The organism is Pseudarthrobacter sulfonivorans, from assembly GCF_001484605.1.
GTDB classification, from domain to species: domain Bacteria; phylum Actinomycetota; class Actinomycetes; order Actinomycetales; family Micrococcaceae; genus Arthrobacter; species Arthrobacter sulfonivorans_A.
Map to the genome: position 1 here is coordinate 1,326,811 of NZ_CP013747.1, position 21,500 is coordinate 1,348,310.

Genomic DNA, 21,500 nt, shown 5'->3' on the forward strand with positions numbered 1-21,500 from the left:
GGGCAGCTCCGGTTCCCAGCGCGCTCAGCTGTGGACCGCCGTCGAATCGTCCACAACGGATTCTTCAACGTCAGAGCCGGCGAACTGGGACATGTACAGCCGGTAGTAGGCACCCTCAGCCGCCAGCAGCGTCTTGTGGTTGCCCTGCTCCACGATCTTGCCGTTCTCCATCACCAGGATGGTGTCGGCGTCCCGGATGGTGGAGAGCCGGTGCGCGATCACAAAGCTGGTGCGGTCCGTCCGCAGCGCCGCCATGGCCTTCTGGACCAGCAGCTCGGTGCGTGTATCCACGGAGCTGGTGGCCTCGTCCAGGATGAGCAGCGACGGGTTGGCCACAAATGCGCGGGCGATGGTGATGAGCTGCTTTTCACCGGCGCTGACGTTGTTGCCTTCTTCATCGATCACGGTGTCGTAGCCCTCCGGCAGGGCGCGCACAAAGCGGTCCACGAAGGTGGCCTTGGCGGCCGCCATGACCTGCTCCTCGGTGGCGTCCAGGTTGCCATACCGAATGTTGTCGTAAATGGACCCGCCAAACAGCCACGCGTCCTGGAGCACCATGCCCACCTTGGACCGCAGCTCGGACCGGCTCAGGTGCGTGACATCCACGCCGTCCAGGGTGATGGACCCCGAATTGAGCTCGTAGAAGCGCATCACGAGGTTCACCAGGGTGGTTTTGCCGGCCCCGGTGGGACCAACAATTGCCACGGTGTGCCCCGGTTCCGCCGTGAAGGACAGGTTTTCGATCAGCGGCCTGTCCTCGGTGTAGCTGAACGTGACGTCCTTGAACTCCACATGCCCGTCGGTCTTGGCCGGCAGGTGCTCGGTGGCGGTCTCGGAGTCCTGCTCATCGGCGTCGAGGAATTCAAAGACCCGCTCCGAGGACGCGACGCCGGACTGCAGCATGTTGGCCATGCCGGCCATCTGGCCCAGCGGCTGCGTGAACTCTCGCGAGTACTGGATGAACGCCGTGGCGTCGCCCAGGGACATCGAGCCCGAGGCCACCCGGAGGCCACCCACGACGGCGATGCCTACATAGCTGAGGTAAGAAACGAACTGCATGACCGGGAAGATCATGCCGGAGACGAACTGGGCTCCGAAGCTGGCCTTGTAGAGGGCCTCGTTCCGCTCTTCGAAGCGTTCCAGCATGTCAGCGTCACGGCCGAAGACCCGCACAAGATCGTGCCCGGAGAAGGATTCCTCGATCTGGCCGTTCAGCTCACCCGTGTTCTTCCATTGGGCGGCGAAGAGCTTCTGGCTGCGCGAGCCGATCAGGCCGGCAGCCACACCGGACAGCGGCAGCGCAACGAGGGCGATGAGAGCGAGCTGCCAGGAGACGATGAACATCATGATGACGATGCCGATCACTGTCAGCAGCGAGCTGATCAGCTGTGCGAACGCCTGCTGCAGCGCCTGCTGGACGTTGTCGACGTCGTTCGTCACCCGGGAGAGGACGTCGCCGCGCTGGCGGGTGTCGAAGTAGTTCAGCGGGAGCCGGTTCAGCTTCTTTTCGGTGTCGTCCCGGAGCCGGCGGATCACCTTCATCACGATGCGGTTCAGCACGTAGCCCTGCAGCCACAGGAAGATGTTGGCCACAAAGTACATCAGCAGCACGATGGCGATCAGGACTGAGAGTTTCTGGAAATTGATCCCGGTGCCGGGAACCAGCTCCATCCGCGACACCATGTCAGCGAAGTTGTCCTGCCCCTGCTGGCGCAGCCCTTCCACGAACTCGTCCTTGCTGGCACCCGCGGGCAGTTGCTTGCCAACCACGCCGCCGAAGATGACGTCCATGGCCTGGCCCAGGATTTTGGGGGCGATGACGTTCAGGACCACCGAGACCACCACCAGGGCCACCACGGCGTAAATGCCCACAGCCTCAGGCTTCAGGAGCCCCAGCAGGCGCTTCGCCGAGGGCCAGAAATGCTCGGCCTTCTTGGCGGGCATGCCGCCGAACATGTCGCCGTCGGCCTCCGAGGGCTTGTACTCCTCCTCGAAGAAATCCTCGTCCTCCAGGAGGTCTTCCGGAGTTACGGAATCCGGGTTCGTTGCGGTGGTCGAACTGGTCACGGTGGTCGAACTGGTCACGGTGGTCGAGCCTGTCGAGACCTTCTTGGCGGCTCTCATGCCATTTCCTCCACGCTCAGCTGGGATTCAACAATTTCCTGGTAGGTGGGTGAGGTTTCCAGGAGCTCCTCATGCGTTCCGCGGTCCACGATCCGGCCGTTGTCCAGGACCAGGATCTGGTCTGCATCGGTGATGGTGGAGATCCGTTGGGCCACGATGATGACCGTGGCGTCGGCGGTGGTCTGTTTCAGCGCGGCGCGGAGCCTGGCATCGGTTGCGACGTCCAGCGCCGAGAACGAATCGTCAAAGAGGTAGACCTTGGGTTTGGTGATCAACGCCCGGGCGATGCAGAGCCGCTGCCGCTGGCCGCCGGAGACGTTGGTGCCGCCCTGCGCGATGCGGGCGTTCAGTCCGTTCTTCTTCTCGCGGACAAAGCCCTCGCCCTGGGCGATCTGCAGCGCGTCCCAGAGTTCCTGGTCCGTGGCCTCGGTCTTGCCGAAGCGCAGGTTGTGCTCGATGGTGCCCGAGAAGAGGTACGGCCGCTGCGGGACCAGGGCCACGCGCTTGGTGATCTCGGCGCGGTCCAGGTTGCTGACGGAGACGCCGTCCAGGAGGACTTCGCCCTCGGCGATGTCGTACAGGCGCGGCAGCAGGGCCAGCAGCGAGGTCTTGCCTGCACCGGTGGAACCGATGATGGCAACGGTCTCGCCCGGCTTGGCGGTGAAGCTGATGTTGCTCAGCACCGGCGTCTCGGCACCGGGGTAGGCAAAGGTGACGTTCCGGTATTCCACTACCCCGGCCAGCGTGGCGGGCGTCTCAGGACGTTCGGGATCGTGGATGGAGGGTTCGACGTCGAGCACTTCACCGATGCGGTCCGCGCAGACGGAGGCGCGCGGGATCATCATGGCCATAAACGTGCCCATCATGACGGCGATCAGGATCTGGAGCAGGTACTGCAGGAAGGCGGTCAGGGCGCCCACCTGCATTTCGCCCGAATCCACGCGCTGACCGCCGAACCACAGCACCGCGGCCGTGGACAGGTGCAGGATCATGCCGATGGCCGGGAACATCAGGACAAACAGGGCCCCGATTTTCAGGGAGACGTCGGTCAGGTCCTTGTTGGCAACGCCGAAACGCTCGGTTTCATAGGGTTCGCGGACAAATGCGCGGACGACCCGGATGCCAATGATCTGCTCGCGAAGGACCGCGTTGATGCGGTCGATCTTCTTCTGCATGGACCGGAAAAGGGGCATGAGCCGGACCACCAGGTAGCCCACCACCACGATCAGCACGGGCACGGAGACCCAGACCAGCCACGACAGGCTGATGTCCTCGCGCAGCGCCATGATGATGCCGCCGATGCACATGATGGGGGTGGCCACCATGAAGTTCAGTCCCATCAGCACGAGCATCTGGACCTGCTGGACGTCGTTGGTGCCGCGGGTGATGAGGGTGGGGGCGCCGAACGTGTTCACGTCCTTGGCGGAGAAACTGGTGACCTTGCGGAACACCCCGCGGCGCAGATCGCGGCCCACGGCCATGGCCGTTTTGGAGCCGTAGTAGACGCCGGCGATGGCGGTGCCCACCTGGACAATGGCCACCAGCAGCATCACGGACCCGGTCCGCCAAATGAAATCCGTATCCCCACGGGAAACGCCTTCGTCGATGATCTGGGCGTTGAGGCTCGGAAGGTAGAGCGCTGCGATGGTGGACGCCAATTGGAACACAACGACGGCCACGATGTATGGCATGTACGGTTTGGAGTAGCGCCGTATGAGGGTGAGGAGCATGCCCGTGAATCCTTAGGAAGAGAGCGCGAAATGATGAGGATAAGTAGTAACAGACGGGGCTGACATTTCTCAGCCTACCCACTCTACGAAATCCGTTGCCCGGGCGAAACATCTACGGTAAATATCATCCGATCGGCGTACTCCCCCACACGTTCCTCCACCACCCACCTGCGCGAACGGACACTTTCGGCCCCGGATCTGTGGGACCTCAAGTGTCCGTTCGCGCTCCGGTTAGCGACCGGCGGAGGCGAGTTCCGGCGTCGTGCTTTCAGCGTTGGAGCTTGCCTCGGCGCCGGTCCCCGCCCCTGGTTCGGTCTCCGGCTGGATGTCAACGGTGCGCGACAGCGGGCGCTCCTTGATGAACAGGACCGAGATCAGGGCTACCACCGCAACGCCGGCGGAGATCAGGAAGACCTCGGCGGTGGCGTCGCCGTAAGCGGCGCGCATGATCTCGCGGACCGGTGCGGGCATGTCAACGAGGTCCATGCTGGCTCCGGCCGACCCGCCCGCCACAGGGATACCGGCCGCGGCCAGGCCTTGCGTGGCGAGTTCGCTGACCCGGCTGCTGAGGACGGCGCCGAGCACGGACACACCGATCGCGCCGCCCACCGACCGGAAGAATGCCACAGATGAGCTGGCGGTTCCGATATCGGACGCCCGGACCGTGTTCTGCACCACCAGGACCAGGTTCTGCATCAGCATGCCGAGGCCCACGCCGAGGATGGCCGTGAAGATCCCGGCCTGCCACAGTTCGGTGGTGTGGTCCATGGTGCCGGCCAGGCCGAGGCCGCCGATCAGCAGGATGGACCCGCCGATCAGGTAGCCCTTCCACTTGCCGGTGCGGCTGATGAGCAGACCGGAAACGACCGAACCGGTCAGGTTGCCGGCGATCATCGGCAGCGTCAGGAGTCCGGCTTCGGTAGGCGTGGCGCCGCGGGCCACCTGGAAGTACTGGCCCAGGAACGTGGTTGAACCGAACATCGCGATGCCCACCGCCACTGAAGCGATGATGGCCAAAGCGGTGGTGCGTTCAGAGATGATCTTCAGCGGGATGATGGGCTGCTCAACCTTGGACTCCACCAGCACCAGCAGGGCCAGCAGCACCACGCCGCCGCCCACCATGGCGGCCGACTGCCAGGAAACCCAGTCGTAGTAGGCGGGGTTGCCGGCGAAGGAGACCCAGATCAGGAGCAGGCTGACGCCGGTGGTCAGCAGGATGGAGCCAAGCCAGTCGATCTTGACGTGGCGTTTGATGTGCTCGATTTTCAGGGTGATCTGGAGCAGGATAAGCGCGACGACGGCGAGCGGCACGCAGACGAAGAAGGTCCAGCGCCAGCCCAGCGGGCTGTCCACGATGAATCCGCCGAGCAGCGGGCCGCCGGCAGTCCCTACCGCCATCACGGCGCCCATGTAGCCGGAGTATTTGCCGCGGTCCCGCGGCGGGATCATGCTGCCGATGATGGCCTGCGCCAGCGCGGTGAGCCCGCCCATGGCCACGCCCTGGATAACGCGGGCGGTGAGCAGCAGCGGGATGGTCTCGGAGAGTCCGGCCATAACGGAGCCGGCCACAAAGATGACAATGCTCAGCTGGACCAGCAGCTTCTTGTTGAAGAGGTCGGACAGCTTGCCCCAGATGGAGGTGGTGACCGCGTTGGCCAGCAGGGCGGCCGTGATCACCCAAGCGAAGTCGGTCTGCGTGCCATGCAGATCGGACATGATGGTGGGCAACGCGCTGGCCACGATGGTGCTGCTGAGGATGGCGGTGAAGAACGCCGCGAGGAGCCCGGTCAGGGCCTCCATTATCTGGCGGTGGGTCATCGCCAAGGGCGGTGCGGCGGGTTGGCTCGACATATCAGTGCTCCTGGAGGTTCTGGGATGCGGTGGCTGATGCCGCGGTTGAATGTGCCGGGAGTGCATGTGCCCGGGCTGAATGCTTGAGGGACTCCGAGAGTTTCGTCAGGATCCGTGCCGTGTCTTCGGCATCCTCCTGGCTCCAATCGCTGAGGTACTCCTGCAGCGTGGCCGTTCGGTGCTCTTCGATCTTCCGGAGCTTGTCCGCGCCCGCCGGCGACAGGGCAACCAACTGGGCGCGGCCGTCGTCGGGATCCTGCCGCCGGATGACGTAACCCTGCTCCTCAAGGTCCGCGATGTGGCGACTGAGGACGGGGGCGCTGACACCGAGCCGCTCCGCCAGCTGGGTGGCGCGGGATTCCCCCTCCCCCACGAACCTGAGCACGCCCTGCAGCGCAACCCCGGTGTCCTGTCCGCGGAAGCTCGCCGCGGCGACGCATCGGACCACCCGTTGGAGGTCGAAGATGCGGTAGACAAGGTCCGCTGCGGTGTCCGGGGCGACTGCCATGGTTGGGCTCTCCTCTTTTGTTTGCCTAAGGCAACTATATACATAAATGGTTGCTTTGGGAAACTAAAGAGCTGGGCGCGGCGGCACACCCTTACAACAAAAGCGCGAAAGGACACTTGGGGCCCTTTGGAATGGGGCCTAAAGTGTCCTCTCGCGCTATGGTGGAGCGGGTGCTTTGGTGCTGGGTGTTCAGTCGTCCAGGTGGGTGGGGCCGAACATCTTGAGGAGCGTTTCGACGACGACGACGTTTGGTCCGTCCGCCGCGAAGCCCGCCTTGAGCGCGTCCGCGACGTCCTCGGGGGCCACTCGTGTGGCCGGCACACCGAAGGCTTCGGCGAGCTTGACGAAGTCGGGCCGGGCGAGCTCGGTGGCCGTGGCCTTGCCGAACGCGCCCACCATGTATTCACGCAGGATGCCGTAGCCGCCGTCGTCCACGATCAGCCAGGTGACAGGGATGTTGTGCTGCTTGGCGGTGGCGAGTTCGGAAATGGAGTACATGGAGGAACCGTCACCGGACACGGCGAGGACCCGGCTGGGCTTGCCGACCGTTTCCAGCCCGACGGCGCCGCCGATGGCTGCCGGGAAGCCGTAGCCCAGGCCGCCGGCACCCTGGGCGGAGTGGAACTGGCCCTGCCGGGCATCCCAGCAGCTCCAGCCCCAGTACGCGGAAATGGTCATGTCCCAGAAGGTCTGCATGTCCGCGGGGACGGCTTCGCGGATGTCGGACATGAATTTCAGCTCTTTGCCCAGGTCCTGGGATTCGAGCCTTGCCTTGACCTTGGCGAGGGATTCCTTGACCAGGTCCTCGGGGGTGGTCCCGTGCCAGCTGCGGGTGGTGTCGACGGGCGCAATCAGGGCCTCGTCGAGGGCGGCGAGGGCCTGGCCGGCGTCGGCACGGATGCCCAGGCCGGGGCTGTTCGATTCGAGGACGCGCGGTTCGGCGTCGATCTGGATGATGCGGCCGCGCGGAGCGAACGTGAAGTAGTTGGACGTGACTTCACCGAGGGAGGAGCCAATGACAATCAGGACGTCGGCATCTTCCAGGAGGTCCGTCATATGCCGGTCCTCGATCCAGGACTGCAGCGAGAGCTCATGGGTCCAGGGGAAGGCGCCGTTGCCGCCAGGCGTGCAGATGACCGGCGCCCGCAGCTTTTCGGCAATGGAGAGCAACGACTTTTCGGCCCGGCCCCGCCGGGTACCGCCACCGGCGATGATGGCGGGACGTTCCGCCGTCGACAGCCATTTCACCGCTTCCCGGACCAACTCCACGCGCGGCGGGTTGTCCGCTGCTTCGGCGAGTGCGTCCTCCACCGGGGGCACCATGATGGGATCCAGCAGCACGTTCTGCGGGATTTCCAGCCAGACCGGGCCCTGCGGCGAGGAGATGGCTTCGGTCCAGGCATCCTGGATGGCCGACGGAATACCGGACGCGTGCTGGATCAGGCGCTGGCTCTTGGTAACGTTCGCGGCCGAGGCCTTCTGGTCATCGAGCTGGTGGAGCATGCCCTTGCGGCGGGCGCCCAGTCCCTCAAGCGGGATCTGGCTGGCCACCACCACCATGGGCACACCCGTGGCGTAGGCCTCCTGCAGGCCGGCCAGGGAGGTCAGCGCGCCGGGACCGGTGGACAGGAACAGCACGCCCACTTCGCCGGTGGCGCGGGAGTACCCGTCCGCGGCGAAGGCACTGTTGTTCTCCACGCGGGAAGACACGAAGTGCAGATTGCCGCGGCCCATGGCGTCAAACAGGCCCAGCGCGTGCTGGCCCGGGATGCCGAAGACGGTCTTGGCGCCGAGCGCTTCAAGGGTTTCGACGACGAGGTCCCCGCCGTTGCGCTGACTGGTCCCCTTGGTAGGGGCTGCTGTGCCCGGATCGAAATCAATCATAGTGGCTACTCCTTGGTTCCGGCGGCGAAACCGGCAGGTTGGCGGGCTTCTTGGCCGAGAGCTTGGGCGGCGTAGCCGTTGGCCGTCCCGAACCGGTCACCTTCAACAGCATTGTCCGCCATCAGGGTGATCAGTTCATAGGCCACATGGCTGGCGGCCACGCCGGTGATTTCGGCGTGGTCGTAGGCGGGCGCAACCTCGACGACGTCGGCGCCCACCAGGTTCATGCCGCGGAAGCCGCGGATGATCTCCAGGAGTTCGCGGCTGGTGATGCCGCCGGCTTCGGGTGTTCCCGTGCCCGGCGCGTGTGCGGGGTCCAGGACGTCGATGTCCACGGAGATGTAGAGCGGGCGGTTGCCGATCCGGTCGCGGACCTTGGCCACGGTTTCGAGGACGCCCTGGTAGTAGACGTCCGCGGAGGTGACGATGCCGAACCCGAAGCGGTGGTCGTCGTCGAGATCCTTTTTGCCGTAGAGCGGGCCGCGCGTGCCGATGTGGCTGATCGCTTCCGTGTCCAGGATGCCTTCCTCAACGGCCCGGCGGAACGGGGTGCCGTGCGTGTACTCCGCGCCGAAGTAGGTGTCCCAGGTGTCCAGGTGCGCATCGAAGTGCAGCATGGCTACAGGCTCGCCGGCGCGCTCAGCGGCCGCACGGAGGAGCGGCAGGGCGATGGTGTGGTCCCCGCCGAGCGTCACCAGCTTGCTGCCGGCCGCGGTGAGGTCCAGGGCGTTCTGCTGGATGGTTTCGATGGCTTCGTTGATGTTGAACGGGTTGACCGCCATGTCGCCGGCGTCAGCCACCTGGATGTTTTCGAACGGGCTGACGTCCCAGGCGGGGTTGTACGGGCGGAGCAAGCGGCTGGCCTCGCGGATGTGGTTGGAGCCGAAACGGGCACCCGGGCGGTACGAAACACCCGAGTCGAAGGGCACTCCCACCACCGTCACGTCAGCCTTGGCCACCTGGTCCAGGCGCGGCAGGCGGGCGTAGGTTGCAGCGCCGGCATAGCGCGGGATACGGGATGAATCGATGGGGCCAAGGTTGCCGTTGGCTTCGATGCGCAGCTCTTTCAAGATGAGCCTCTCCTTCGAGGATTGATCGGCGGGTGTGACAGCCATCATAGCCTGAAGTTTTCTTATGCGCATCAGTTGTTTACAAAACTCTCCTGGCCAAGGTCTCGCCGATCGCCCCCGAGCCACAAACCGGGAAGGAACGCAGCAACGCTAGCGAGCGGGGAGCAGCAACCTACCGGCTGGCGGCGGGGACCAGGACCCAGAGAACTTCCACGGCCTCGTCGGTGGGATTGACCCACGTATGCGGTTCGCGGCCCGGGAAGGTCACGGTGTCGCCGGTGCTGAGCTCGTATTCCTCGTTGGTCAGAATCAGCCGGATGCGCCCCTTGATCACATGGAGCACATCCACGTCGCAGTCCACGGCGTAGAGCTCAGCTTCGCCGCGGCCATGCGGCTCGATGACGGCCTGGATGATCTGGATGCGCCGTTCGGAACGGGCAGTCAGCAGCCTCTCCACGATGCCTTCGCCGCCCAGGGAGATCCGTGGGCCTTCGTCCCGCTTGGTCAGGTGGGTTTCCGGGGCCACAAACAGGTCGCCAATGGAGATGGACAGGACCTGGCACAGGGTCACCAGGGACGCCACCGACGGCGACGTAAGGTCACGTTCCACGCGGCTGAGGAAGCCCTTGGTCAGGCCGGTGGCGTCGGCAACCTGCTCGATGGTCAGCCGCTGCGACTGCCGGGCGGCACGGATTCGGGAACCGATGGCAACGGGAACGTTGCTCGGCTCAACTGGCAGTGCCTTCATGTGCGGACCTTTCGTGGCCGGCGGTGCGGCCCCATCTCTGGAGCAATCCTATGGCCAGCCGGCCCGTGTGACGTGGCGGACGCCGCGGCGAACAACAGATAGTACGGCCGACCTTGACTGTTGCGTCGGTCACAGCATACGCTTCTTGGCAACAAGTGTTGCCTGTGAGGCAATATTTGAGGAACTCTTCCTCCCAATTCCACAAGAGCAGCGGAAAACCGGCTTCCCCAGCAGCGCCGCCGGGATACCAGCCAAGCTGCAGATCAGCTCCAAGGAGCCCCAAATGGACGCTAACTTCGTCAACATCGCCATCGTGGTGGTGTACCTCATCGCCATGCTGGCCTTCGGCTGGTGGGGCAAGTCCCGCACCAAGAACAACAGCGACTTCCTGGTGGCCGGCCGCCGCCTCGGCCCGCTGCTCTACACCGGCACTATGGCCGCCGTCGTCCTGGGCGGTGCCTCCACCGTCGGCGGCGTCGGCCTGGGCTACAAGTTCGGCATCTCCGGCATGTGGCTGGTGGTCGCCATCGGCGCGGGTGTGCTCCTCCTGAGCCTGCTCTTCGCCGGCACCATCCAGCGGCTGAAGATCTACACGGTCTCCCAGATGCTCAGCCTGCGCTACGGCCAGCGCGCCACCCAGACCTCCGGCATCGTGATGCTGGCCTACACCCTGATGCTCTGCGCCACCTCCACCGGCGCCTACGCCACCATCTTTGTCGTCCTGTTCGACTGGGAGCGCTGGCTCGCCATCGCAGTCGGCGGCGCCATCGTCCTGGTCTACTCCACCATCGGCGGCATGTGGTCCATCACCCTGGCCGACCAGGTGCAGTTCATCATCAAAACCGTGGGCATCTTCGCCCTGATGCTGCCGTTCACGCTCAACGCCGCCGGCGGCTTCGACGGCATCCGCAGCCGCGTTGACGCCAGCTTCTTCCAGCTTGATGGCATCGGGATGCAGACGATCATCACGTACTTCGTGGTCTACACCCTGGGCCTCCTGATCGGCCAGGACATCTGGCAGCGCGTCTTTACCGCCAAGACCCCCACCGTGGCCCGCTGGGGCGGCGCAACGGCCGGCGTCTACTGCATCCTGTACGGTGTCGCCGGTGCCCTGATCGGCCTGGCCGCCCGCGTGGCCCTGCCCGACATCGACGTCGCCAACCTCGGCAAGGACGTTGTCTACGCCGAGGTCGCCACCCAGATCCTGCCGATCGGCATCGGTGGCCTGGTCATGGCCGCCGCAGTCGCCGCCATGATGTCCACCGCCTCCGGCGCCCTCATCGCAGCCGCCACGGTGGCCCGCGCCGACGTGGTGCCGTTCGTGGCCAGCTGGTTCGGCAAGACGATCAACACCGACGACACCGAAAACCCCGAGCACGACGTCAAGGCCAACCGCTACTGGGTCCTGGGCCTGGGCATCGTGGCCGTGCTGATCTCCATGGCGGCACAGGACGTGGTTGTGGCACTGACCATCGCCTACGACATCCTGGTGGGCGGCCTGCTGGTGGCCATCCTCGGCGGCCTGGTCTGGAAGCGCGGCACCGGTATCGCAGCCGCCTGGTCCATGGCCGTTGGCTCGGTCCTGACCCTGGCACTGTTGATCATGTACGCCGTCGGAGTCATCCCCAGCGTTGACGGCGTCTACGCCAACGAACCTATCTACTGGGGCCTCGGCGCCTCGCTGGTTTCGTACATCGTGATCTCGCTGCTCACGCCTCCCACGGACCCCGAGGTCCGCGAGGCCTGGGAGAAGCGGGTCGCGGGAGCGGTCGCCGAAGAGCTGCCCATGGAGGCCCACCCGGTCGCCAGCCACCCGACCCGCTAATCTCGACAGGCTCGATCACCGGCGGCCACTGAGCCCGCAGCTTCACTGAGTTAAGTACGACGGCGGCACTCCCCTTCGCTTCCCCGCGAACCGGAGCGCCGCCGTCGTTCGTTCTATTCGGTTCCGCGGAACTCGTCCTCATCGAGTGGAACCACGCGCTCCTCGGCGTCGACTGCCACCGGGGGCGTGGGTACCACCACCTTTTCGGCGTCCAGGAATTCGTCCTCGGCGTCCCAGTCGTCCACGCTGATGGGGACGTCCCCGGCGTAGTCGTAAGCGGGATCCGATTCAACAGATTCCAGGTGCGGCATGTCCGGGTGCTGTCCGGTGGTGCTCATGATTCGACCTCCGTTTGTTCGCCTGACGTGCTCTGTCGATGGGCGCCGCCGGTGGGCACGGGCGGTCACCACTCCTTCATCACAGCACCGCCGTTGGGCCCGGTCAAGAGCCGGCGCAACCCGTCCCGGCACACGCGGCAGACCGCCGAATTTTGAGGGAAACCTAAACTCCGCAGTGAGGGCAGCCAGCCGAAAATCCGCGGAATTCCGCGGTAAGCTGGGCGGTGCAATGGGGCCGAACCATGCCCATCCAGCACAGGAGCCTTGCGTGTCTCAGCACCCCAATCCCAGCCAAGCCCGGCCGGCGGATTCCACCCCATCCTCGCCGCAGCCCACCCCGGCCGACATCCGCCGGTGGCGCCAGTACCTGGCGGACGAACGGGCAGAGGCCGCCGTCTACCGCGATCTCGCCCAAAACCGCGACGGCGAAGAACGTGCCATCCTGCTGGCCCTCGCCGAAGCCGAGGGGCGGCACGAGGCCCACTGGCTGCGGCTCCTCGGCGACCACGCCCAAAAGTCCCGGCCGGCGTCCCTTCGCAGCCAGTTCCTGGGCTTCCTGGCCCGCCACTTCGGCTCCGTTTTCGTCCTGGCCCTCGCCCAGCGCGCTGAAGGCCGCTCCCCCTACGCCTTGGATCCCAACGCCACGGATGCCATGGCAGCGGACGAACAGATCCATGAGGAAGTGGTCCGAGGCCTGGCAACCCGTGGCCGCAACCGGCTCGCCGGGACGTTCCGTGCCGCCGTTTTTGGCGCCAATGATGGCCTGGTCAGCAACCTCTCACTCGTTGTGGGCATGGCCGCTTCCGGAGTGGCGAGCGGGGTGGTGCTGCTCAGCGGTGTGGCAGGGCTCCTCGCCGGCGCCATGTCCATGGCCGCGGGCGAGTTTGTCTCCGTGCGGTCCCAGCGCGAGCTCCTGGCAGCCACGCGTCCCACCCAGATCACCCTCGCGGCCGCCCCGAAACTGGACATCGAACACAACGAACTGATGCTCGTTTACCTGGCGCGCGGGATGTCCCACGAAGCGGCCGAACACCGTGTGGCCGAACGCATGGGGCTGCTGAGCTGCGACTGCGATCCCAGCCTGTCGCTCCAGCCCGAGCTGCCGGAGGCGGAGGACCAGCACGAGGCTGTGGGCACCGCGTGGGGGGCGGCGCTGTCCAGCTTCTGCTTTTTCGCGTCCGGCGCCGTGGTCCCCATCCTGCCGTTCCTGTTCGGCCTGACCGGGGTGACCGCACTGGTGGTGGCAGCAGTGCTGGTGGGGCTGGCGCTGCTGGCCACCGGCGGAATCGTGGGCCTGCTGTCCGGAACGTCGCCGCTGACGCGCGGGCTGCGCCAGCTGGGCATCGGCCTGGGCGCCGCCGCCGTGACCTACGTACTGGGGCTGGCCTTCGGCACCGTGGTGGGTTAACCGCCGAGCACGGGCGACGGGCCGCCGGCTTGGAAAGTGCTAGCCGCCCAGCACCGCGAGCGCCTGGTCCACACTGTCCACCAGGAAGATCCGGTCCTCCATGGCCCGTCCGGCAGCGAGTCGCTGGAGCATGGGCCACGCGGGATACTCGTGCTCCCAGTGCTGCCGTCCCACCAGCACCATCGGCGTCACGGCTTCGCGGGCGCTGTAGTAGTTCTCGCACGCGTCCTGGAAAATTTCCTGCACGGTACCGGCCGCTCCCGGCAGGAAGATGATGCCGCCGTCGCACAGTTCCAGCAGGATCGCCTCCCGGATGGCGTTGGCGAAGTACTTGGCGATGTGCGTGGCAAAGTAGTTCGGCGGCTCATGCCCGTAGAACCAGGTGGGGATCCCTAGGGACGGCGTTCCGCCCGGATGGCGCTCGACGACGGCGGCCGCCTCGCGTGCCCACGCGGACACCGAGGGGCGGAAGCCAGGGACGGCTCCAAGGCCGGCGAGCGCCGCCGTGAACTCGGCGTGCGGAACTTGGCTCAGATACGCGCCGAGGTTTGCCGCTTCCATGGCACCCGGGCCGCCGCCGGTTGCCACGATCCGCCCGCTCTGCGCCAGGAGCCTGCCCAGCTCGGCTGCCTGAGCGAAGTCCGGGGTGCCGCGCAGGGCCGCATGCCCGCCCATCACGCCCACGGTGGTGCGGCCGGCGTAGGGGTCCGAGTGAGTAAACTCGTCCAGGGCGTCGCCGATGGCGTGGTCATGCAGCGCCGAGGCCAGGGTGGCGTCCAGCCGGTTGCGTTGCCCCGGGCGGATGCTCCACTGGTACACCAGGGCGTCAGGCAGCTCCTCATAGGGTGAGTTTTCCAGGCCGGCGTACAGTTCCTGCGGTGTATAGAGCCGGGCCCGGTAGGGATCGAACGGCACACCCTGCAGCCTGGGGAAGATCAGTGCGCCGCGGCGGCGAAGCCCGTCTTCAACGCCCTGGTCGAAAGTGCAGCCCAGGAAAATGGCACCCTCCACGTCCAGCGCCTCAAGCGCTGCCTTGCGGCCGCGCAGGTCCAGGGACTGGGCGTGCCAGCCGTGCATGGCCACCGCGCCGGCGGCGACCAGCCGGTCGAAGGCGTCCAGGCTCTCAACCTCAAGGGTCCGCGGGCTGGGGACCAGACCGCCGGAGGGGTTCATAGTGCCAGCCTAGACTTCGGCCGAGGCTCCGACACGGCACTGCACTGCACTGCACTGGCACGAGGGCACCCCCGCCGGAATTCCGGAGGGGTGCCCATGCCTGGTCCGGTTCCCGGTCAGGAAACCTGGAGGCCGCCGTTGATGTCGTAGGTGGCGGCGGTGATGTAGCCCGAGTCCTGGCCCAGCAAGAAGGCGATCAAGGCTGCCACTTCCTCGCGGGTGCCCACGCGGCCCATCATGATGCCCTCGGACAGCTGCGCTTTGCGCTCATCGGTGAGGGTTCCACCCATGATGTCGGTGTCGATCGGGCCGGGGGCAATCGCATTGACCGTGATGCCGAACTCGCCGACTTCCCGGGCCAGGGCGCGGGTAAACCCGAGGATTCCGGCTTTGGTAGCGCTGTAGGCAACCTTCGAGAACGTTCCGCCGCCTCGCTGGGCGGAGATGGACGAGATGCTCACGATCCGCCCGAGCTTGCGCTCGATCATGCCCTTGAGGACCCGCTGGGAAACGATGAACGTACCGCGCATGTTGATGGCGAAGACGTTGTCCCACTCCGCCACGGTGGTTTCCATGAACGTCGTCGGGGAGCTGATCCCGGCGAGGTTGGCGAGCGCAACAATCGGGGGAAGAGCGTCTTCGATCTCGGTGATGGCCCGGTCAACGGACGCCTCGTCGGACACGTCGGCTCCAACGCCAATGGCCTTGACCGCACGGTTGGAGCCGATCTCCGCGGCAGCGGCCTTGGCGTCCTCCGCATTGATGTCGAGGATGGCGATTGACCATCCCTCGCTGGCCATCCGGTCAGCGGCGGCGCGGCCGATGCCGCGGGCCGACGCGGCGCCGGTCAGGACAACTGTGCGTTCGGAGGGGAAGTTGCTGGTAGTCATGAGGTTTTCCTTCAGTTATTTCGAGATCAGGAGATTTTGGCGGGGTGCGTGGAATCAGGGGTCACAGCGGCAGTCGCGGCAACTGAAGGGTCCAGCGCGGCATCGCCTTCGGGGCGCTTGCGTGCGTAAAGGTAGGTGGCGACCGCCGTGACGCAGAGGCAGAAGGACAGGAACAGCAGGCCGCTTTGGTTGTTGCCCGTGGAGTCGTTCAGGAGTCCGACGGCGTACGGGGCAACGAAGCCGCCCAGGTTACCCAGTGAGTTGATCAGGGCGAGGCCGGAAGCGGCGGCTGCCCCGGTGAGCGCCGCGGACGGCATGGACAGGAACGGCGCGATGGCGCCGTAGATACCCATGGCCGCGGCGGTCAGGGCAATGAGGGCCAGTACGGGGTTGACCGGGAGCAGGTAGCCTGCAGCCAGGAGGCCCATGCCGGCAAGGACCATGCTGACCGCACTGTGCCAGGCCCGCTTTCCGGTCTTGTCCGCACGCTTGCTCCAGAAGAACACAAAGACTGCGGCCACGGAGTAGGGAATGAGGACGATGAACCCGACCTGGGCGGTGGAGAACTTGCCCAAGGCGGCGACGATGGTGGGCATCCAGAGACCCAGTCCGTAGATGCCGCAGACCAGGCCGAAGTACAGGGCCGAGTAGGTCAGGGTCCGCTTGTCCTTGAGGCCGGACAGGAAGTTGTGGCTGCCGGAACTGGACTTGACGGCCAACTCTTTGTCCATGGTGGTGGCAAGCCATTCGCGCTCGTCCGGGTTGAGCCACTTGGCATCCCGCGGGCGGTCGGTCATGAGGATGGGGGTGAGTAAGCCCAGGATGATGGCCGGGATACCTTCGATGATGTACAGCCACTGCCATCCATGAAGACCCATGATGCCGTCCATCTGGAGCAGCAGTCCGGAGACCGGGGCGCCCAGGGCGTTGGAGATGGGCTGGGCGAGGATGAAGATGCCCAGTACCGTGACGCGTTGAGCGGCAGGGAACCACAGCGTCAGGTAGAAAAGGATGGCCGGGAAGAATCCAGCCTCTGCCGCCCCCAGCAGGAACCGGATGATGTAGTAGGTCGTTTCACCGTTCACCAAGCACATGGCCGTGGCGAAGATGCCCCACGTAATAAGGATCCGGGCCAGCCACTTGCGTGCGCCGAACCGGTACATACCTGCGTTGCTGGGCACCTCGAGGAGCGCGTAGCCGAGGAAGAAGATGCCGGCGCCGAGCCCGTAAGCTGCGGCATTCAGGCCGATGTCCTCGCTCATGGTGAGCTTGGCGAAGCCCACGTTGTTGCGGTCAAGGTAGGCAACGAAATAGAGCAGGACGATCAGTGGCATAACGCGGCGGCGGACCTTGCGGAGCGTACGCTCGCCGAGCTCGCCGAGCCCTGCGGATTTTAAGGAGAGTGAAGTCATCTTCGACCTTCTGTCTAACGGAGTCCGGCACCGGCGGTGGTGGCGGGAATCTGTGCGGATATCTTGGAGGGCCCTGTCCAATGGGGACGGGATCCGATGCGATTTCAGTCAGATGTCAGACATCTGATCGACCAACTGAGAAAAAGCTTAGGTTAGTGATGCGGATTACGTCAAGACCTGTTTGGTGCGGGCTGCGACGTCAGGATGCCGCGTGGTGCACGTAGCGTTCGTAGTCCCGGTATGTCTGGTCCATATGCTCGTCCATGGTGCGGCGGGCCAGCTCGGCCTCGCCGCTGAGGATGCTTTCCATGACCTTTTGGTGGTAGTCAATGGCGTGCAGTTGGATCTCTTCGACGGCGGACGTTTCACGCCGTTTTACGTAAAGGAGCTGACCCAGCTGCGCGAACAGCGCCCGGACAAATGGATTGCCGGAAGCCTTCAACACTGCGTCGTGGAAGGCGATGTCTGCCGCCACGAAGGCATCGAGGTCGCCGGAATCATGGAAGCGCTTCATGTCCGCAATGCACTCGCGCATCTGCTGGGCATGCTCGGGTGTATGGCGTTTGGCCGCGAGCGCAGCGGCCCCGGTTTCCACCATGCGCCGCATCTCGATCAACCCCACTGCGACCTGCTCCGCCCCATTGTCGTGCGAAGCGGCCTTGAAGATCGCATCCAGACCGGTCCAGTTGTCGGTCGGGTTGACGAAGGTCCCGCGGCCGGCTTTAACGTAGAGGATGTTCTGTGCCCGCAGGGCCTTGAGTGCCTCGCGCACAGTGAGGCGGCTGACGTCGTAGGCTTTGGCGATGTCGGCTTCGGGCGGTAAGGCTGCGTGGGGCTGCAGTTTGCCGTCCAGGATGTCTTCGAGCAGGCCGTCGACAAGGTCGTCAACAAGTGTCCTGCGGCCCATCGTGCTTCCCACCTTTAGTCTTAGCCCGTACTCCGGGTGCCATCCACATTACAGAAGCCGCCGTACGGACCGGGACGCCCGCCAGCCTCACCGCCCGTTGAAGCGGCGTCTCAGGAAAGAAACGGCGTCTCAGGAAATCCCTGTATTGCCGGCCTCGCGCCGACCGGAGGCCGCAAGGTAGGCCTCAAGATTGGTTAGTGTCTTTTCGATGCTGACGGGGTGGCGGCGCAGGTAACCTGCCAGCCGAAGGAAAAACTTCCCACGGACCGCAGTGGCGTCCCATTGTTCGGTCACGCGCGTGCCGGCAGTACCGTCGGCGCCGGTGGCCGGTTCCAGGATATAGCGCCAGATGTGGCCGTAGAAATGGCGCCAGGCCATGCGCCTGCCTTCCTCGAATTCGGAGACCGTGTTCAGGATTCTGTAGTCCACGGCCATGTTCATTTCCATGCCAAAGCGGGCTCCGAGGCTCAGCCGTTCCGGGCCGCGCGGCTGGGCGCCCTTCACGGTGCCGGAACAGTCAATCGCACTGTGCAGCGCCGGAGTGGCCAGGACTTCAAAGATCACTTCGGGCGGGGCAGCGATGAAGCGTTCGCGGGACACGAGGTATCGGTTGTTCATCCCCCCAGCCTAGGACCACGGGCACCATTGGCAGCGAGCCGGCCAGTGCGGCCGCGGCGGTCCGGTTCCGCACGGGACGCGTGGCGCCACAGCATGGCCGTAGCCTTGACCGCCAAAGTTCGGCTGATATTATCAACAAAGGCAGTATGTCCTATCAAGCGAACATAGTAGGACATGGATTCCCTCCCGGGCCTCGGGCGGGCACCAGCTTCCGGCATGGAACGAGGAATATCCAGTGGCGAATCAACTTGGTCTCATCATCGACCGCTCCTCGCCCGTACCCCTGTACCACCAGGTGGTACAGGGCATCGAGGCCGCCATCCACAGCGGAATCCTGGAACCCGGCAGCCGGCTGGAGAACGAAATCGATCTCGCGGCCCAGCTGAACCTCTCCCGGCCCACCATGCGCAAAGCCATGGACGAACTGGTCCGCTCGGGGCTGCTGGTCCGCAAGCGCGGCGTGGGTACTCAGGTGGTCTCCAGCCAGGTCCGCCGCCCCCTGGAGCTCTCCAGCCTGTTTGATGACCTCTCCAACAACGGCAAGAAGCCCACCACCCAGGTGCTGACCTTCTCCCACATGGAGGCCGACGCTGCGACGCTCGCCACCCTCGAACTGCCGGCCGGCTCCAAGGTGTACCACTTCACCCGCCTGCGCAAAGTGGGCGGCAAGCCCCTTGCCCTGATGGAGAACTGGGTCCGGGACGACATCGCCACCATGGACGAAGCCATGCTGGCCTCTGAGGGCCTCTACGCCATTCTCCGCCGCGGCGGAGTCAACTTCCGCCTGGCCTCGCAACGGATCGGCGCGATGATCGCCAACGACTACCAGGCGCGCCTGCTGGAGGCCGAGGTCAACTCCGCCCTGGTCACCATGGAGCGCACCGCAACGGACGACGCTGGCCGCCGCGTGGAAACCGGACACCATGTGTACCGGGCGGATTCGTACAGCTTTGAAATGACACTCGTACAGCGATAACGCAAGGAATACATCAATGACTAACTGGGTCTATCCCCTGGGCAGCGCCGCCGACGGCGGCTGGGACATCTCGCTCGGAACCTCCGATTCAACCCTGGCCGTGGACGGCTGGGCCCATACGGGCCTGAAGGTGGCCACCTTAACTGCAGGGGCCGACGTCGTTCTCCCGGCAGCGGACGAGGAGCGGATTGTGGTTCCCCTCAACGGCTCCTTCACCGTCTCCGTCGACGGTGAAGACTATGTCCTGGCGGGCCGGGCGTCCGTGTTCCACGGCCCCAGCGACGTGCTGTACTCGGGCACGGGCCGGACCGTCACCATCAGCTCGTCCGACGGCGGACGGGTGGCGGTCGCCACCGCACCGGCAAAGGCCTCCTATCCCACGCGCCTGGTCACGGCGGCGGAGACACCCGTGGAACTGCGCGGGGCCGGCAACTGCTCCCGCCAGGTCCATAACTTCGGCACGCCTGCGGCCCTCGAGGCTGACCGTTTCATCGTGTGTGAAGTCCTCACCCCCGCCGGGAACTGGTCCTCCTACCCTCCGCACAAGCACGATGAGGAAAAGGACGGCGAAACGAACCTCGAGGAGATCTATTACTTCGAGACGCAGGTGGCTGCGGGCTCCGGCGCACCCGCCGACGCCGACGCCATCGGCTACCAGCGCGTCTACGCCTCGGATGAACGTCCCATCGACGTGGCGGCCGAGGTCCGCACGGGCGACGTTGTGCTGGTCCCCTACGGTTGGCACGGCCCCGCCATGGCGGCCCCGGGCTACGACCTGTATTACCTGAACGTGATGGCCGGCCCCGGCCCCGTCCGCGAATGGCTCATCAGCGACGACCCGCACCACGGCTGGGTCCGCCAAAGCTGGGACGGCCAGGACATCGATCCCCGGCTGCCGTTCGGCGCTTAGAGATCAAGCGCTAGAGATCAAGAAAATGCCCCGCCGGAACGGATTCCGGAGGGGCATTTTTCATTGCAGCGGTACGCTCACCTGGCTACGCTGATGGCCACTTTGACCGGGACGCCGGTGGCCAGTGATTCCTGGGCGGCGTCAGCCACGCGGGAAGCGGCCACGGCGTCCTCCGGGGTGCAGGGATTCTCCCGGCGGCCCAGGATCAGCTCCACAAACGCAGCCATTTCCGATCGGTACGCCTGGTCGAAGCGTTCGGCAAAGGTCCTGTGGGATTGCCCGGAGGGAAAGGCGATCCCGGCTTCAGCCGACGCCATGGCCGTCTGCTCATCGAGCCCAACCATCAGCGAACGGCTGGAGCCCTGGATTTCCAGGCGGACGTCGTGGCCGGCCCCGTTGTAGCGGGTGGCTGACACGGTACCCACTGTGCCGTCGTCGAACGTGACCAGTGCCAGCGCCGTGTCCACGTCGCCCACGGCGCCGATGGCCGGATCGCCATTGTTGGAGCCCTTTGCGTAGACCTCCACGATCTCGCGGCCGGTCAGCCAACGGAGGATGTCGAAGTCGTGGACGGAGCAGTCGCGGAACAGTCCGCCGGAACTGGCGAGGAACTCCACGGGCGGCGGCGCCATGTCACAGGTGACGGCGCGCAGGGAGTGGATCCAACCCAGCTCGCCCGCTTGGTAGGCACGCTTGGCCTCAAGATAGCCGTGGTCAAAGCGGCGCTGGTGGCCGATCTGCACCACACCGTTGTTGTCGCGGATGTAGTCCAGCACCGGCAGGGCGTCCGCCACGTTCATGGCCACCGGCTTTTCGCAGAAGACCGGGATTCCGGCGTCCACGCCCACGCGAATCAGTTCGGGGTGGGTTCCGGTCCCCGTTGCGATGACGAGTCCGTCCACGCCGGCGGCGATGAGGTCCTCCACCGAAGGCAGGAAGCCGGCACCGAGGCCGGCAGCAACGCCCTTGGCGTGGTCCTCGGCGACGTCGGTGAGCAGAAGCCTGACGTTGATGCCTTGCGGATTGAGGACTCCATTGAGCGCGGAGATGTTGTTGGCGTGCATGACGCCTATGCGTCCCACTCCGACCAGACCGAGAATGACGTCCTTCATAGTGTTCCTTCGCAAG

General features: G+C 65.4%; 18 protein-coding genes. 4 read left to right on the forward strand and 14 right to left on the reverse strand.

The window, feature by feature from the left end:
• Positions 1 to 24: 24 nt before the first annotated feature.
• The 7 genes from AU252_RS05835 to AU252_RS05865 form a co-directional block, all read right to left on the reverse strand.
• The gene (locus tag AU252_RS05835) at positions 25 to 1,956 is read right to left on the reverse strand and encodes an ABC transporter ATP-binding protein (RefSeq protein WP_167349857.1); all 1,932 of its coding nucleotides are present in this window, start codon (positions 1,954 to 1,956) and stop codon (positions 25 to 27) included.
• Between the two features lie 164 nt (positions 1,957 to 2,120).
• A complete protein-coding gene (locus tag AU252_RS05840; protein ID WP_058929912.1) occupies positions 2,121 to 3,854 on the reverse strand; it encodes an ABC transporter ATP-binding protein in 1,734 nt (577 codons plus the stop codon).
• Positions 3,855 to 4,085: 231 nt separating this feature from the next.
• A complete protein-coding gene (locus AU252_RS05845) occupies positions 4,086 to 5,705 on the reverse strand; it encodes an MFS transporter (protein ID WP_240484334.1) in 1,620 nt (539 codons plus the stop codon).
• Between the two features lies 1 nt (position 5,706).
• A complete protein-coding gene (locus AU252_RS05850) occupies positions 5,707 to 6,213 on the reverse strand; it encodes a MarR family winged helix-turn-helix transcriptional regulator (RefSeq protein ID WP_058929914.1) in 507 nt (168 codons plus the stop codon).
• 189 nt (positions 6,214 to 6,402) lie between these two features.
• The gene (locus AU252_RS05855; protein ID WP_058929915.1) at positions 6,403 to 8,097 is read right to left on the reverse strand and encodes a thiamine pyrophosphate-binding protein; all 1,695 of its coding nucleotides are present in this window, start codon (positions 8,095 to 8,097) and stop codon (positions 6,403 to 6,405) included.
• A gap of 5 nt (positions 8,098 to 8,102) precedes the next feature.
• Positions 8,103 to 9,167 carry an agmatinase gene (speB, locus tag AU252_RS05860; RefSeq protein ID WP_058932779.1) on the reverse strand — a complete coding sequence of 355 codons (1,065 nt, stop codon included), beginning with the start codon at positions 9,165 to 9,167 and terminating at the stop codon, positions 8,103 to 8,105.
• Positions 9,168 to 9,339: 172 nt separating this feature from the next.
• A complete protein-coding gene (locus AU252_RS05865; protein WP_058929916.1) occupies positions 9,340 to 9,915 on the reverse strand; it encodes a helix-turn-helix domain-containing protein in 576 nt (191 codons plus the stop codon).
• A 283-nt stretch (positions 9,916 to 10,198) separates the two neighbouring features.
• Between AU252_RS05865 and AU252_RS05870 the strand changes: the two genes are divergently transcribed.
• Complete coding sequence (locus tag AU252_RS05870) at positions 10,199 to 11,740, forward strand: sodium:solute symporter (RefSeq protein WP_058929917.1); 1,542 nt, start codon at positions 10,199 to 10,201, stop codon at positions 11,738 to 11,740.
• 113 nt (positions 11,741 to 11,853) lie between these two features.
• Here AU252_RS05870 and AU252_RS05875 read toward each other — a convergent pair whose 3' ends face one another.
• Complete coding sequence (locus tag AU252_RS05875) at positions 11,854 to 12,078, reverse strand: hypothetical protein (protein WP_058929918.1); 225 nt, start codon at positions 12,076 to 12,078, stop codon at positions 11,854 to 11,856.
• Between the two features lie 229 nt (positions 12,079 to 12,307).
• Here AU252_RS05875 and AU252_RS05880 point away from each other — a divergent pair, with 229 nt between their 5' ends.
• On the forward strand, positions 12,308 to 13,486 hold the full coding sequence (locus tag AU252_RS05880; protein WP_430929480.1) for a VIT1/CCC1 transporter family protein: 1,179 nt from the start codon (positions 12,308 to 12,310) through the stop codon (positions 13,484 to 13,486).
• 39 nt (positions 13,487 to 13,525) lie between these two features.
• On the opposite strand, the gene AU252_RS05885 is transcribed toward AU252_RS05880, so the two are convergent.
• The 5 genes from AU252_RS05885 to AU252_RS05905 all read right to left on the reverse strand — a co-directional run bounded on the left by AU252_RS05885 (position 13,526) and on the right by AU252_RS05905 (position 18,486).
• Complete coding sequence (locus tag AU252_RS05885) at positions 13,526 to 14,659, reverse strand: LOG family protein (RefSeq protein WP_058929920.1); 1,134 nt, start codon at positions 14,657 to 14,659, stop codon at positions 13,526 to 13,528.
• A 116-nt stretch (positions 14,660 to 14,775) separates the two neighbouring features.
• Positions 14,776 to 15,549 (reverse strand): SDR family NAD(P)-dependent oxidoreductase, encoded by a 774-nt coding sequence (locus AU252_RS05890; protein ID WP_058929921.1) that lies wholly within the window; start codon positions 15,547 to 15,549, stop codon positions 14,776 to 14,778.
• A gap of 26 nt (positions 15,550 to 15,575) precedes the next feature.
• A complete protein-coding gene (locus AU252_RS05895; RefSeq protein WP_058929922.1) occupies positions 15,576 to 16,961 on the reverse strand; it encodes an MFS transporter in 1,386 nt (461 codons plus the stop codon).
• Between the two features lie 199 nt (positions 16,962 to 17,160).
• Positions 17,161 to 17,868: a FadR/GntR family transcriptional regulator gene (locus tag AU252_RS05900; RefSeq protein WP_058929923.1), complete on the reverse strand. Its 708-nt coding sequence runs from the start codon at positions 17,866 to 17,868 to the stop codon at positions 17,161 to 17,163.
• 129 nt (positions 17,869 to 17,997) lie between these two features.
• On the reverse strand, positions 17,998 to 18,486 hold the full coding sequence (locus AU252_RS05905; protein WP_058929924.1) for an SRPBCC family protein: 489 nt from the start codon (positions 18,484 to 18,486) through the stop codon (positions 17,998 to 18,000).
• A gap of 235 nt (positions 18,487 to 18,721) precedes the next feature.
• Between AU252_RS05905 and AU252_RS05910 the strand changes: the two genes are divergently transcribed.
• The gene (locus tag AU252_RS05910; protein WP_058929925.1) at positions 18,722 to 19,462 is read left to right on the forward strand and encodes a GntR family transcriptional regulator; all 741 of its coding nucleotides are present in this window, start codon (positions 18,722 to 18,724) and stop codon (positions 19,460 to 19,462) included.
• Between the two features lie 16 nt (positions 19,463 to 19,478).
• On the forward strand, positions 19,479 to 20,372 hold the full coding sequence (iolB, locus tag AU252_RS05915; protein WP_058929926.1) for a 5-deoxy-glucuronate isomerase: 894 nt from the start codon (positions 19,479 to 19,481) through the stop codon (positions 20,370 to 20,372).
• Positions 20,373 to 20,449: 77 nt separating this feature from the next.
• On the opposite strand, the gene AU252_RS05920 is transcribed toward iolB, so the two are convergent.
• Positions 20,450 to 21,484 (reverse strand): Gfo/Idh/MocA family oxidoreductase, encoded by a 1,035-nt coding sequence (locus AU252_RS05920; RefSeq protein WP_058929927.1) that lies wholly within the window; start codon positions 21,482 to 21,484, stop codon positions 20,450 to 20,452.
• Positions 21,485 to 21,500 lie beyond the last annotated feature (16 nt).